The sequence below is a fragment of the Vibrio sp. 10N.222.55.A1 genome (assembly GCF_041473835.1).
Taxonomy (GTDB): Bacteria; Pseudomonadota; Gammaproteobacteria; order Enterobacterales; family Vibrionaceae; genus Vibrio; species Vibrio crassostreae_C.
Genome location: NZ_JBFRSX010000039.1, coordinates 17,100 through 31,887 on the forward strand (window position 1 = coordinate 17,100; position 14,788 = coordinate 31,887).

General features: G+C 45.6%; 11 protein-coding genes. 3 read left to right on the forward strand and 8 right to left on the reverse strand.

The features are described from left to right. Nucleotides 1-62 precede the first annotated feature (62 nt). The 5 genes from AB4493_RS13265 to yccS form a co-directional block, all read right to left on the reverse strand. Entirely contained in the window at nt 63-974 is a 912-nt protein-coding gene (locus AB4493_RS13265; protein WP_372155152.1) for a LysR family transcriptional regulator, read from the reverse strand. Nucleotides 975-1,049: 75 nt separating this feature from the next. Further along, on the reverse strand, nt 1,050-2,312 hold the full coding sequence (locus tag AB4493_RS13270) for a hydroxymethylglutaryl-CoA reductase (RefSeq protein ID WP_372155154.1): 1,263 nt from the start codon (nt 2,310-2,312) through the stop codon (nt 1,050-1,052). Between the two features lie 161 nt (nt 2,313-2,473). Continuing rightward, nucleotides 2,474-2,794 carry a hypothetical protein gene (locus AB4493_RS13275; protein ID WP_017060893.1) on the reverse strand — a complete coding sequence of 107 codons (321 nt, stop codon included), beginning with the start codon at nt 2,792-2,794 and terminating at the stop codon, nt 2,474-2,476. A 121-nt stretch (nt 2,795-2,915) separates the two neighbouring features. Beyond that, nucleotides 2,916-3,101 carry a hypothetical protein gene (locus AB4493_RS13280; RefSeq protein WP_029235859.1) on the reverse strand — a complete coding sequence of 62 codons (186 nt, stop codon included), beginning with the start codon at nt 3,099-3,101 and terminating at the stop codon, nt 2,916-2,918. A gap of 332 nt (nt 3,102-3,433) precedes the next feature. Next, nucleotides 3,434-5,617 (reverse strand): YccS family putative transporter, encoded by a 2,184-nt coding sequence (gene yccS / locus AB4493_RS13285; RefSeq protein ID WP_017067021.1) that lies wholly within the window; start codon nt 5,615-5,617, stop codon nt 3,434-3,436. 177 nt (nt 5,618-5,794) lie between these two features. Between yccS and helD the strand changes: the two genes are divergently transcribed. Beyond that, nucleotides 5,795-7,870, forward strand: a complete 2,076-nt coding sequence (gene helD, locus AB4493_RS13290) for a DNA helicase IV (protein WP_017064779.1) — start codon at nt 5,795-5,797, stop codon at nt 7,868-7,870. Between the two features lie 87 nt (nt 7,871-7,957). Then, nucleotides 7,958-8,308, forward strand: coding sequence for a VOC family protein (locus AB4493_RS13295; RefSeq protein ID WP_017060889.1), 351 nt, complete (start codon nt 7,958-7,960; stop codon nt 8,306-8,308). Between the two features lie 120 nt (nt 8,309-8,428). Here AB4493_RS13295 and AB4493_RS13300 read toward each other — a convergent pair whose 3' ends face one another. Both AB4493_RS13300 and torT read right to left on the reverse strand, forming a co-directional pair. Further along, a complete protein-coding gene (locus AB4493_RS13300) occupies nt 8,429-8,884 on the reverse strand; it encodes a methylglyoxal synthase (RefSeq protein WP_017064778.1) in 456 nt (151 codons plus the stop codon). A gap of 60 nt (nt 8,885-8,944) precedes the next feature. Further along, nucleotides 8,945-9,973: a TMAO reductase system periplasmic protein TorT gene (torT, locus tag AB4493_RS13305; protein ID WP_102332911.1), complete on the reverse strand. Its 1,029-nt coding sequence runs from the start codon at nt 9,971-9,973 to the stop codon at nt 8,945-8,947. Between the two features lie 92 nt (nt 9,974-10,065). On the opposite strand from torT, the gene torS reads away from it, so the two are divergent. Further along, entirely contained in the window at nt 10,066-13,071 is a 3,006-nt protein-coding gene (gene torS, locus AB4493_RS13310; protein WP_372155156.1) for a TMAO reductase system sensor histidine kinase/response regulator TorS, read from the forward strand. Nucleotides 13,072-13,206: 135 nt separating this feature from the next. Here torS and AB4493_RS13315 read toward each other — a convergent pair whose 3' ends face one another. Further along, nucleotides 13,207-14,787: a hydantoinase/oxoprolinase N-terminal domain-containing protein gene (locus AB4493_RS13315; protein ID WP_017064777.1), complete on the reverse strand. Its 1,581-nt coding sequence runs from the start codon at nt 14,785-14,787 to the stop codon at nt 13,207-13,209. Between the last annotated feature and the right edge of the window lies 1 nt (nt 14,788).

A 14,788-nucleotide genomic window follows, 5' to 3' on the forward strand; every position in this document is an offset into this window, starting at 1 on the left:
TAGGCGGTCAATCAGGCTTCTAAGAACGTTAACTTTCTAAAGATATTAAGTCTCTAAAAATATTAAGCTTCTAAAAACAGGTCACACAACCATTTGATCGCTTGATCATTCATGTTGGGTTTATTCCACACCAAGCTGTACGCCACCTTACCGTAATCAAAAGGCAAGGGCTTGCTCACTAAGCCCTGAGCTTGTTTAGCATGCTCAGCCCACTGTTTAGAGCAAGTGAACAGGAAAGGTGTGTGGTGACACAACACAGCCGCAGCGCCGAAGTCCGCGACCGATATTGCCATCTCTCTTGGTTGGTGGCATTGAACCAAGTTTTGTTCAAAGTAAGGCTGAGACAGTTCGTTATCTAAAATCCCAATGTGCTTGTAATCTAAGTAGCCTTCTACCGTCAGTTCTTGCTGAGCGAGAGGCTGGTGTGCGCCCATCAAACAAACCATTTCATCTGGAAGAATTGTTTCCCAAACCAGCTCTTTGTTATCGGTCGGCGGCTGAGATATATCATGAGGCAACAAGATCAAATTGACCTTGCCACTGAGTAAAGCATCGAAGCCGAGCTGTTGTTTCGAATAGATGTTGAGCTTCGCGCTTGGCGCGAGCTCAGTGGTAATTTTACTGATCTTTGAGGCAAATACTTCGAAAGTACTTTCACGCATCGAAAGTGAAAAACTGCCTTGGTACTCTTGAGGGGTAAAACTCTTTTGATGAAGCAGTCCATTCATGCTTGAAAGAATTGCGTGAACAGTGGGCGCTATCTTCAGAGCAAAGGGAGTCGGGATAAGCTTGGTACCATCTCGATAGAAAAGCTCATCATTCAGGATGTCACGCAACTGAGACAGGGTTTTGCTTACACTCGAAGGGCTGACACAGAGTTGCTCTGAGGTCTGAGTGACGCTGTGAGTGTTCAGCATAATATGCAGCGCAGTGAGGTGCTTAAGGCTCACCCTAGATAAGTGTAAGTAATCCATTTATGACTCACGCATTCAGGTTGGCTTGTGATTTTGCATGAACGACAAAACCGAACAAGCCAAATTGGATAAAGGTTATTTACGAGCTAGCTTATGGTGCGCTCTTGAAAAGTGGCCTGCGCAAAATGCGCCCACAATCGATAGTTCACCCGCTAAACACAGTACAGCACAAACTTCAGCGAGTGCTTGTGATTTACCGTTACCATGCAGCCCAAGTAAATCTAAACAGGCTTTTTGACTTGGCAAGCCGGTACCACCGCCGACAGTCCCAACCATTAAGTTAGGCAGTGTCGCGCTAGCGTATAAACCGCCTTCTTTGTTGAGTTCCATACGCGTCATACCAATCGCTGACTCAGCGACACAGGCCGCGTCTTGGCCACAAGCGATATAGAGTGCCGCCAACGCATTCGCATAATGGGCATTGATACCGATAGTACCACTCAAAGCGCCACCGACTGTGGTCATTTGGCCAAACTGGACCATCTTCTCTGGTGTCGTGTGTAGGTACTTCGCGACAAGCTCTGCAGGGATATTAACCTCAGCAGTTACCTTTTTGCCACGAACGCTGCGCAAGGTTTGGGTATTGGCTTTCTTATCGCCTGACAAGTTGCCATCAAGGAAAGCGTGGTCAGGCTTAACTGGCGTATTTTCGATGATGTACTCAAACACGGCATTGGTTGCGATGGTCACCATATTCTGACCAGAAGCGTCTCCGGTTAGAAATTCGAACACCAAGTAAACATGGTTACCTTCGATGTTGATATTAATGTCGGTCAGCTTGCCGTGTGATGTTGTTGATTCTGCCAAGATCTTGAACTGGTCATACTGAGTCACAGCCCAAGCCACAAACTGTCCGGCTTCAACTAATCCTTGAAATGCAAAGCCAGGAGTACGTGTTACGCCTTCATTGAGCAACATAGCACTTGCGCCACCACAAGCCGTAATCAGCTTAGAACCACGGTTATAAGACGCGACAAGCGCAGCTTCTGTGGTCGCGAGTGGTACGAGGTAATCGCCCGTAGCAAATAGGCCATTGACTCTTAAAGGGCCAGATATTCCCACAGGGACTTTAACGGTGCCAATAAAGTGCTCAATGTTTTTCTCATAAGCTTGGAACTGACTTTGTGTATGAGGGTCGAGCAGTTCTTGCTGTGAATCTGCATTATCGAGCGCTGTCCAGCGACGTGTGAGATTCTTTTCTGTCAGGTAGGGGCTAGGTGTCAGCTTATTTACTGGCTTTTCAAAATGAGGCTGAAGCTTTTTTTCTAATTCGTCTGCGGAGATGTCGCCTCCTAAAATAGAAACATAGTCACGGCGATGCAGATTTAGTTTTGGCATAAATAGTATGAAGTAAAGTTTGTGCAGCAAATTGGTTTGCGCTGATTCTACCGAGTAATAAACCAGAAACAAGCGCCTGATATAATGAGTTACAGTTTGTGTGGTTGTTGAAGCAAAAAGCAGCGAAGTTTCGCGAAATATAGGCTGTATTTGAGCGAAATTTAGATATGAATGTCGAGAAGGCTACCGATGGCTTCGTTTTGACGATCAACCACACTTGCACCAACGCGGTTATAACTTGCGCTTTGTGTCAGTTTAATCAAGGAATCGGTTGAAGATGAAGCAGGTTCAGGTTCTTTGTCTTTAAAGGAAATGGCTTGTTCAGGCTCTATTTGATTAAAGCTGAGATCGCTAGCTTCGAAAGTGTCGTCGGATTCTAGAGCGTGTTTGGAGGCTTGGTTGAGCTCGATTGCGGCTTCTTCAGCCATGTTGGTGGATTGCTGAATAATGGCGTAACCAGATTGAATACCAGATATCGACATATCAGAACCTTTTATTGACGTATGAAATGAGTCTAGGCGGACGATATTTTGAGCGCAATGGTGAACAGATGAAATTTACGGTGAAAATGTGAACTTAAGCTAAAATAGTGATGTCTGTCTATTAACTGAACAGGTCATTTAGCGCGTTTAATTCTTCATCAGTAAGCAAAGAAGGCTTCTCTGTTTCAAGGTTGCCGTCGATCTCACCCTGAAGTGCTTTTAATTGTTGTGGGCTAAGAAGCTGTATTTGCTGCTTAAATGCTTCAAATTGCTGTGTATTCATAGTGTGACCTTTGTTCAAATCAATATGCTCTTTAGAGCATAGTCTACTGATTCAGGAAATCAAACAAGATTAAGTGAATTTTAAATGATGTTTGAAGTTTCTTGAAACTAAGACAACTATAAATTCCTGTGGTCGTTTTTTGTCCGAGAAATGTTAGGAAAAGTTAAGGCTTGGTCAATCAAAGTCAGAAAATTCCTACAATGTAAAAACGCCTTCAACCCTTGTGGCACAAGGGTAGGTAAGTAATTTCTCTACCCAATTAGGGGTATGGGTAAAGCAATGTATAAATATTTGCGATGATCAAAAGATAAGCAATTGGCGTTATCTTTTTGTTTTTACGGTATTTTGTTTGTTGCTCAAGAAGCTTCTGTTTCAAACGACTTGTCGATCTTAACCTTAACTGCAAACTTGGTCGCTAAGGTATGCAGTTCTGGAAGCATGCGATAGATCAAATGGAGCTGTTGTAGAACCATTTTGACAGAATTCTCATCTTCTTCTCGCCATTCACTCAAACGTTTATCCAGCTCCGGGTCATAAGCGTTTTTCACTTCACAATGCTCTTTATGAGAATAGAGCTGATCATTTAGAGCGTCGAGATGCTGGTGGATTACTCTGTGCGCATCTAGCACCAGTTTGTGTGTCGCTTCATCATCAATACGCGTTCTGTGAGCACCCAGAGCCGAGATATAGCTAAGTAGAGCATGATTGAGTGTTAAGAATCGGAAGCTCTCATCTTCAGAGGTGCGGTACTTACCCGGTTCAACCAACATGCTACTGATCGCGGCAGTCAGGTTTGCATCATTATTATGCGCACTACGTCGAGCGATACGATAGTTTAGGCTATCTTTCTTACCGACACGGTATTGGCCGATGATCTGAGCGAGATAGTTCTTATTGGAATCGAGCGCATTCGCCATCACTTTGTGCAGTCGCTTCGACTGCCAATCAGGTAACACATAAATGACAGCAAGCACGGCGAGAGCACAACCAATAAAGGTATCCGCTAACCTTGGCAATACTACCGCGTAGCCTTCACCTAATTGGTTAAAGCAGAAGAGCACAAGCAGTGTGATAAAGCCGGTCGCAAACCCGTAGTTATTGATTCGAAACGCAAAGAACATCACGCCACTGATCACAATGAACACTAATTGGCTCTCTTGCGACGGGAAGAAAGTCAGTAACGGTACTCCGATCAATAAGCCTGCGACCGTGCCAATGACACGCGCCGTCAGTTTTTGACGGGTTGCACTGTAGTTTGGCTGACACACAAACAGTGTCGTCAGTAGAATCCAATAACCTCGTTCGATATCAAAACCCTGGATAATCCCGTAGCCCAGCGTCAAAGTGATCGCCATGCGAATCGCGTGGCGGAATAGCATAGAATCGGTGTGCAAGTTAGCTTTGATCTTGTGCCACATTGCCGTCAAAGTATGAGGGTTGGTATCGTCCAATACACCTTCTTCAATCTTCTCTGCATCTGGGTTGCTGATATTCGAGAGCTGTTTTTCAACGGTTGCTAGGTTATTGAATAAGTAATCCAACTGGTTCAGCAGTGATTTCCATTTAGGATTATTCTGTTGGTGCAGATGATTGAGCGAAGACATCAGCTCATCGAGTGCCAATACAGACTTGTCACCATGCTGGTATTCAGCGCCAACTTTCAACGAGCTCGCCACTTCTTTACACGCAGTGGCCTGCGCTTCCAGTAGATACTTAAATCTAAACAACACGTCAGAGCGCTCAAAGTGTTTTGCTAGCTCTTGATAGCGATAGTGGCTAGAGCTGACGCGTTCATGAATATCTTGTGCGATGAAGTAGGTGTTAAGAAATCGGTCACTAGGGCCGTCAATGTGTCCGCGCTTAGAGCGATTAAGCAGCGTCGCTTTACACATGTTGAGTGCGTTAACGGTACTCGCGTTGAGTTTGGCTTCAATGATTCGGTGTGGCTGGGGAATCAAGTCAGAAACGGGGTAGAAGAGTTCCGCTTTTGAATCGATGTAGTTACCGATTTGATCGAATACCGTGGCTAAGTTTTGCTGCACGGGTTGCATTGGCCACACTATCTGCCAAATCATCGACATGAAGTAGTACCAAGCGGCGCCAGTTAACAGTAGAAGCGGTTGAAACCAAAGGTTGGTGCTCTCGTGTGCACCAAGCATGGTATAGATGGCAACCAAGAGAGAACCAAACGCGATACTCGCGTATTTAGGGCCAATTGCCCCGAGAATGATAAAAGAGAAGGTTGAAACAAAAAGCCCGATCGCGAACAGCCAAGGCGTATCGAAGAGAAGCTCAATAGAGAAAGCCGCAACGGCGAAACAGATAAAGGTCAGCGTGAGTGCTTTCAAGCGCCCGGTAAAGCTGTCATCACTTTCCGCAAGAGCCGCAGCAATAACGCCTAAGATCAAAGGCGTGATCAGTGTGTTTTGTCCATAATACCAAGCAGGCACCACCACGCCGAGCAGAGTGATGAGAATTAATACGCTGTAATTTATGGTTTTATTCGCCCAATAGAGGCGTAATTTGGCTGAAAAGTCCACAGTCGCTCACTTGACACACTAAAAACCATAATCCTAACAGAAATCAAGCACAAGAATTTGATACTTATCCATAATTGCCCGTAGGTGGTCATGAAAGCGTCGATAAGATATGAGATATTATTAATTCTCATTGCATCATGATATAAATTCAATATTCCCAATTAAGAGCACACTCCAATGCAGCTAAGCGCTAACAAGACTGCACAGTTTTTTATTCAAAATGAATATCATCAGGTTGAACTTGATGGTCCACGCTTGCTGTTATCTTCAGTAGGCAGTGAAGAGCGTATCCCATTTACTATTTGGAGTGGCAAGATCGCGATAAAGCGCGGATTGTTCTGGGGATCGCTACAATTTTTTGCTAATCAACAAGATGGAACACAGCGCAGTTGGTTAGTACAAGGCTTACCTTGGGATCAATGCCGTCAATTTGCACGCGCGTCAGTTAGTGCTTATCAGAAGTGGCACGACACTCAATGTGAACAATTGGCTGAACACGTACCTCAGTGGGAAGCTGAATTAACACGTCTTGAGCAATTACCAGCCTTTCTACCGCATTCTAAGGTCAACACTTGGGTTGATATGGTCAACTCAGGCTTAGAGAGTATGACAATGACGCTAGAAGAGGCCGCACAACGCATGCCAAACCGCATCGCAAGAATGCAGCCATGGTTATCTGAAACGGAAATCAAGCAAGCTGAAAGAAACCAGCAATGGCTAGAGACCGAGCGAAAAAACTGGGAAGTGTTGTTTGCGCAATGTGAGTCGTCACCACTGAACTTATCGCAGCAATATGCGGTGTTGATGAATGATGATCACAACCTTATTTTAGCGGGTGCAGGCTCGGGTAAAACCAGTGTTCTAACGGCTCGCGTCGCGTATTTACTGCAAAGCCATCAAGCTCAAGCTGAAGAGTTGCTATTGCTCGCTTTTGGTCGTGAAGCGGCAGAAGAGATGAAGCAACGTCTCGACAGCAAAATTGGTTTATCAGCAGAGAAGGTGCAAGTCAGCACTTTCCACCAGTTGGGTTTAAAGATACTGAATCAAGTTGAACCCGAACGTGTGGTTATTTCTCCTTTAGCGCTCGATGACAACCAACGCCAAGCATGGTGCATTGATTGGTTGAAGAAGCACTGGATGACACCGACCAACTTTAAACGTTGGCAAAAGCATTTGTCTAAATGGCCAATCGCTTATTTAACCGGTGACGATGAGCTTGGTAGCCACGTTTCAAACCTCAAATTGATCGGTTGGCTTGAAAAGCAGCTAGAACAGTTGAATGCGTCGGGCTTAACGAAAAAAGAAGTACAGCAACAGCTGATTGATCATCGAGACTATACGCGCCTCAACAGCGAACTGTCACTGTGTTGGCCATGTGTAACCGCGTGGCAAAAGGAGCTGAAAGAACAGAATCATATCGACTTCTCAATCATGATCAGTCGAGCGACCCAGTATGTCGAGAAGGGCAAGTTTATCTCACCTTGGAAGTTCATCATGATCGATGAGTACCAAGACATCTCACCTGATCGTCTTGCCTTGGTTGAAGCACTTTGTAATCAGTCTAAAGCCGAGCATCAAGCCTCTATTTTTGCAGTAGGCGATGACTGGCAGTCGATTTACCAGTTTGCAGGTGCGGATGTGGATTTGACCACGGGCTTTAAGGATCGTTTTGAAAGCTCGACCATTCATCACCTAGATACGACTTACCGCTTTAACAATCAGTTAGGTGCGGTGGCTAATCGCTTTGTACAAGAAAACCCAATTCAGATTCCGAAAGAACTGAACAGCTTCAAGCAACAGAAGCAGAAGGCGGTGTACAGTGCACCAAGTAAAGAAGTTGAGAAGATTCTTGATCAACTGAACCGTCAATCCAAAGGCAAAACCAATAAATCGGTGCTGCTACTTGGACGTAATCATTACCACAAGCCAGAGTTGTTGGAAGACTGGAAGAAGATCTTCACTTCCATTGATATCAAATTCATGACTTGCCACGGCAGTAAAGGTAAAGAGGCGGACTTTGTCATTATTCTTTGTGTTGACGAAGGACAGTTCCCGACCAAGAAGAAACAGCTGCATATTGATGGCGCATTGACTGAATCATCAGACGCGTTCCCTTATGCGGAAGAGCGTCGTTTATTCTATGTAGCAATGACGCGGGCAAAAGAGAAAGTATGGATCACGCACAGTGGCGACGGCTCTGGCTTTGTGCAGGAGCTGCATGGTTCTGATTACCCAGTTGTTCGTAAAAAGTGATGTTACTTGACTTGATTGTCTAAGATTAGATCTTCAATCCCTGCCCTAATATCACAAGGCAGACGCATAAAGCATAAGGAATTTGCTATGGAACACGGCTCTATTAACTACATTGAATTTGCTGCGAAAGACATCTCAGCAACTAAGGCATTTTTCAGTCAAGTGTTTGGTTGGAGCTTTGAAGACTATGGCCCTGAGTATTCTGCGTTTGAAGGCAAAGGCTTAATGGGCGGCTTCTATTTGGCGGATCTGGCGTCGAATACGGATAATGGCGCGGCGCTGATGGTTTTTTATAGCCAAGATCTTGAGCAAACCGAGCGCGATGTAATTGATGCTGGTGGTCAGATAAACCGTGAGATCTTTAGCTTTCCCGGCGGCAGACGTTTCCATTTCAGAGAGCCAAGTGGCAACGAGATGGCAGTGTGGAGCGATAAATAGAGAGACTCTCGCACTGTTTTATGATTGAACTGTTTAATGTCTGAAAACGAGACATAAAAAAGCCTGCGATAAAATGCAGGCATTTTAGTCTGTTCAGTAGAGATCACATTTAACGTGCGATTACGTGCGCTCTGCTAGATACGCTTCGTAGTCTGGGATTTCGATGATTACTTCTTCTTCAAGCAATGAAGAGTTAAACAGGAAGTTAGCGGTAGCGCGGTTAGTTGCCACAGGAATGTTCCAAACACTTGCGATACGAAGCAGTGCTTTTACGTCTGGGTCGTGTGGTACAGCATTAAGCGGATCCCAGAAGAAAATCAGCATATCGATTTTGCCTTCAGAGATAAGCGCGCCAAGTTGTTGGTCGCCGCCCATTGGGCCGCTGATCATGCTCTTGATTGCTAAGCCTGTCTCTTTACTGAGTAGAGAACCAGTCGTGCCCGTTGCGTAAAGGAAGTGCTTTTGTAGTTTTTCTTTGTTCTCTTTGACCCATCTTAGTAGCTCAGGTTTGAAGTGGTCATGAGCGACCAAAGCGATATGCTTGTGTGTTGGCATAGTGCGCGTTGTTTTTTGCATGAATGTTCCCTAAATTGTTGTTTCGTTTTTATTGTTTTGAGTTCTTCAGCCAATATAGCACTATGGATTCACACTGAATACCGGACGAAACTCAGAAGGTGACAATGAGTCGGCGATAATTTGATCTTTGAGAGTTGCAGGTGTCAGCGCTTCGATAATCGGTGCGCTGTGTTGCTCGTAAGGTTGACCGCGTAAGTAACTCGTGGCTTGTTTTACCGACAAGCGACCTTGCTCAACCATTTTATCTGTTGGCGCAAAAAGTACCTTGTTACGGAGTAAACCACGGTAGGTTCCGTGACTTAGGTAACTTGAGATTAACCCAATATCTTCGGTTTTATCGGCCGCTCGTAGCTCACTGATCGCTGCTTCAATCGCGACGGCACTTCCGACTATATATTGGATATCAGGTTCTTCTATCACCTGCTGTACTAGATTTCTTTGAAGTTCTTTATCGTTATCTGCCCAATAGCTGATCGCAATTTTGATATCACTCGACTTGATCGCATCATAAAACCCCAGTGCTACAGGCTTAGTGCCGCCACTCGCTTGTGGGCCAAGTAACAGGGCGATAGGTGTTTCGCCTGATCCTTTCGGGTGTCGTTTCGACAAAAAATCTCCGACTTGGTATCCCATTTGGTACCAATCGACACCGACCGTACCTTTTAATACCTTCTGTTGTTCTTCATTGACGGTTAACTCATTTACCGTAGCAAACACAGGCGTCGAGCCAACCCAATCGCTGAGATTGTCATGATACGCATCGGGTGAAACCGTACCTAAAATAATGGCATCGGCTCCCCATTGCGTGCAAAGCACCAGTTGCGAGGCTTGTTTGGCCACGTTGGGGTAACCGCCAGCTTCCAATACTCTTAGCTCAACTTGCTGCTTTTCTGCTTCAGAGATCATTCCATAGTTTACCGACAACCAATAAGAGTCTTTGAGGTGCGGATAAATGGCACAGATTTTCTCTTTTTGTGATGTGGCATTGGCGGGTTTTATTGGGCTCAAAGGCTCACTAGCACCTGCGACAGTAGTCACTGAGGCCAGTAGTGAGAGAAGAATTATTGAAGCGAAAGGTCTAGATAGCATGAATTGCCGTTTTGTTGGTTTTAGATAAGAAACACTGCAAAATATAGCGTATTCTGCATGGGTAAAGAAGAACGTTTTAAGGTTTAGAGTTTATGTTGTTAGCTTCAGCGAGTATTGGACGCAAGCTGCTGGCCTCATTCTTAGTGATGGCACTGTTGGTTCTATTGTCTGCATTGATCGGTGTTTCTGGTTTTAGCTTTGTAGCCAAAACGGAAAGAAACGTCGTTGATTCGGCGCTTCCTGCCATGATCGAAGCTCGTCAGGTTTCTGAGTTGAGTAACCGTATTATTTCGTCAGTACAAACACTTTCTAATGCGAGAAACGAAGCTGAAAGAAAAGAGGCTGGCACCGTACTGTTTGACCAACTTGAGTCGCTTCTTCAACATATCAAAGAGCTTGGTGTCGACAGTTTCGATTCTCAGCTCCTCAATAAACTCGAAAACAATGTTCAAAGCGTTATTAACACACTGGCTGAGTTGGGTGTGTCGGTTGAGCGTAAGCTTTGGTTAAGCAAAGAGTTGTCGTCTCGTGTCGAAGAGATGCGCCTATTGGCCGAAGAGCTAGAGCAGTTGACGCGAACCCAAGTTTTGAACACGGCTACCATTGCGGTTGCTAACGTCACGCATATCTATGACCTGCTAGAAACCAAAGAAACGGATAAAGCCTACCAAGCCTTAGATGCGCTTGTAGAGGTTGACCTTGATTTGTCTGAGCGCCTACACGAATTGCATTTGCTGGCGTTCAAAATGCTTAACCAAATTGAAGAAACGCAAACCGTTACCAACGTAGAGCGTATTCATCAAATCCAATCAGAATTTGAATCCAACCTAAGAATCATGGCGCGCCGCGTTAAAGCGGTCGAAGATCCTACTCGTTCAGCGCAGATGTCTCAGCTTCTAGAAGAGCTCAGAAAACGCCAAGTCGTGTTCGATATTTCATTAGAACAATATGAGAACACCAAAAAGTCAGAGTTTCTGATGCAAAATACGTTGGAGCTGTTCTCTCAGCTGAATACAACGGTTAACCAACTGGTTGATGATTCAAACCGCAGTACCAAAAAAGCGGTTGATGAGCTGACCAGCACGTTGAATTTGGCTCAATGGTCACTGTCTGTGATTTCGGTTATTGGTTTGGTTATCGTTGCATTTATCGTGTGGCGAGTGGTGTATATCTCGGTTGTTAAACGTCTTACTGAATACTCATCGGCCTTGATGTCTATCGCACAAGGTCGCCTGAATATTGATATCTCGGTAAAGGGTAATGATGAGCTGGCTCATATGGGCGAGGCGATCATCACTGCCAGAAACACCGCGCAGGCGCTACAAGTGGTTGCGGTGGGTGAAGCACAGGCGAAACGCGAACTTGAAGAGCACAAAGAACACTTAGAAGAGTTGGTCACAGACCGAACCTACCAGCTGCAAAAGACCAATGAGAAGCTGAACATCGAGGTAGGGAACCACGCTAAGGCTCGTAACGCCGCAGAACAAGCAAGCCGCGCAAAATCCGCTTTCCTTGCGACGATGAGTCATGAAATACGAACGCCGATGAACGGTGTATTAGGTACTGCAAGATTGCTCAAAGATACCGGGTTAGACCCGCTGCAATCCGGCTATGCAGACATCATTAACCGCAGCGGTAAGAACCTACTCGCGATTTTGAATGACGTGTTGGATTACTCAAAGATTGAAGCAGGGCATTTAGAAATCCGCACTGCTTCGTTTGATCTTCATCAGATGGTTCAAGATACCTACCAATTGATGGAAGGGCGTGCCGCTGAGAAGAAGCTGAACTTTGATTTCCATATTGAAAGTGATGTGCAACGCTATTGGCGTGGTGACGTAACGCGAATCAGCCAAATCTTGAATAATTTGGTCGGTAACGCGATTAAGTTTACGGAAAGTGGCTCGGTCGATATCTTTATCAGCTTAGATATCGAAGATGAAAATCGAGTGATGTTTGAAGTGTCAGATACAGGTGTCGGTATTGATGCTAGCGAACAAGCTTGTCTGTTTGATGCCTTTACCCAAACCGATAGCGGTCGCAACAAAACCGGCGGCACAGGGCTTGGATTAGCGATCAGTAAAAGCATCATGTTGGCAATGAACGGGGATATTGGCGTTCATTCTGAAGAAGGCGAGGGTAGCCAGTTTTGGTTCTCACTGCCACTTGAAGCCGGTGAGAAGATAGAAACGAAAGTACCGGTCATTGAAGCGTGTATTCGAGCTAAAGTACTTCTGATTGAAGATAACCCCGTAAACTGCATCGTTGCTGAAGGCTTCTTGCATAACTTGGGGCACGAGGTTGTGATTGCGACAACCGGACAAGAAGCGAGAGCCATATTCAGTGAGCAAGAGTTCGATATTGCGCTGGTGGACATTAACTTACCCGACTGCGATGGCGTCGAGTTAATTCAACAACTCAAAGACGATGCGCTTCAGCATAAAAGTGAAGAAGACGTAATTCGAAAAGTACCCCCAATGATCGCAGTATCGGCTCATGTGTTTAACGAAGAAGTGGAAAGCTATTTGTCGTCTGGCTTTGATGGATTCTTACCTAAGCCGTTAGAGAAGGAAGCATTATCGGAATTGATTGTTGAGCAGTTGGACGGTCACACGCTGTTGCTGCCTCAGCCGGATCCGTCAGATGCTGTTTGCTGTCAGCTAAACTCTAAACCTCAGGAAACCGAGCTAGACTTATCAGCATTGGCATTTGCAAGCTCGACACAACGAGCAAACCAAGACGCGGAACATAATCAAGGAGAACCGATTGTGCAGATGATTAACCCTAAGATTATCAAAGACGACTTGGCCATTCTCGGTCGAGAAAAAATAGTGCAGATTGTTGGGTTGTTTGACCAAAGCAGCCAAGTCACTCTCGATGAACTGATTGTGGCAAGTGCCGCTGACAACGCTCGTGAAATTAAGTCTTTAGCTCATAAACTGAAAGGGTCTGCCGGCAGCCTAGGATTATCTGCACTGTTTGCTTTATGCCAGAGCATTGAAGCGAGCGAGGATCCATTACTTCAATATCGCGATAATGCAGACTCATTACCTGAATTGGTGAAAGACTCGTTAGCAGCGCTCCGAGAGCAACTATAGAGTGGCTATTGGGCGGAAAGCCCCAAAATAAGAACAGAAAACAAAAAGCAGGCTATTTCTCCGTTTTAATATGAAGAAGTGACCTGCTTTTTTATTGTCGAATAAGAATCTAAGTAAGGCTTTCAAGGAACGGCTCTAAGCCATCTTGATATGTCCAGCAGCTTTGATCTTAACGTGAACCATATTGCCTTGTAGGTAGCTTAATGGAATCTCGCTGCGTTCAATGATCGCGACATTATCGCTGCATGCGCCAGCTTCAATCGCCAGTTGCTTTGATTGCGCTTCCAAGCCCTTTAAGGTCTCTTCACGTGATGCTGGGTCAATCGGTACGATCTTATCGAATTGACCTGATATTTCACCCAACGCAACACCAATCGCATTAGCCACTTCAAAGTGCTCAGGACGAACCACTTGGCTCACACCTTCAAAATGATCTGGGAATAGGGCACTACCACCACCAACCATGATTACGGGTACACTCGCCGCAGAGGTCTTCATCTTATCGATGCCTTCTTCAACATCCGTGACCATTTGTTGATAAATCTTGCTTGCTTGTTCGGCTGAAACACCAATCTCATCACTCAGTTGATGTTCTGCCTGCCACTGCATTTGTCCTGTTTTGAGTGCAATATCGGTGAGCGTAAGTTCATCACCACCAAAGCTACGCGCCGTTTGCGTCAAGGTATGGCCAACACTTTCTGGGCCTAGCTCTATACGCTGCTGTTCAAAGCGAACCTTGGTACCACCACCAATGGCTAACGCCAAAATATCAGGCATACGGAAGTTGGTTCTCACTTCACCGATTTCTACTGCTAAGCTCGATTCTCTTGGGTAGCCGTGAGTCAGTACGCCGATATCAGACGTAGTGCCGCCCACATCGACCACAATCGCGTCTTTTAACTTAGTTAAGTGACTCGCTCCACGAATCGAGTTTGTTGGCCCACAAGCCACGGTAAGAATCGGGTACATCAATGCGAACTGCTGTGACATCAGTGTTCCGTCGTTCTGACCGAAATAAGGCGTGGTGTGGATTTCATGATTGATGAGTGCACTGCAAAAGCCGTCAACGAATCGTTTTGCTGTCCCTTGCAGAGCCGCATTGAGGATAGTGGCGTTCTCACGCTCTAAAAGCCCTAAACTGCCCACTTTATGGGATAACGATAGGTTCACGCCCGGAAGTTCTTGTTGAATCCATTCTGCTGCTTGAAGCTCCTGGTCGCCGTTGACGGGAGAGAACACTCCGCAGATAGCAATGGAATCCACTTGGCCTTTCATTTTCTGGCAAAGCTCGCGGATCTCAGACTCTTGAATGTCGGCAATCAACTGGCCGTCATATTCATAGCCGCCGTGTGCTTGGTAGAAGTGCTGACCAAGCAGGTTTTGCCACGCTTCACTCCAACCACAAAGGGGCGGGACGCTATCACCACTGGGAAGCGCTAAGCGAATCATGCCGACTCTGTCTAAGCCTTTTCGTTCAACGATTGCGTTGGTGCATTGAGTCGTGCCAAGCATCGCGTGTTTCACTTGCTGACCATCAATGTTTGCTTGGTTTAATAGCGCAGAAATCGCGTTGTCGATCCCTGTTGAAACATCATGTGTGGTTGCGGTTTTTACTTTGGCAATCACATTTAAGTCTGCGTCGAGCAGCACACCGTCGGTATTGGTGCCACCTACGTCAATGCCCAAACGGCAGTAATCAAGCGTAATGTTTGTCATG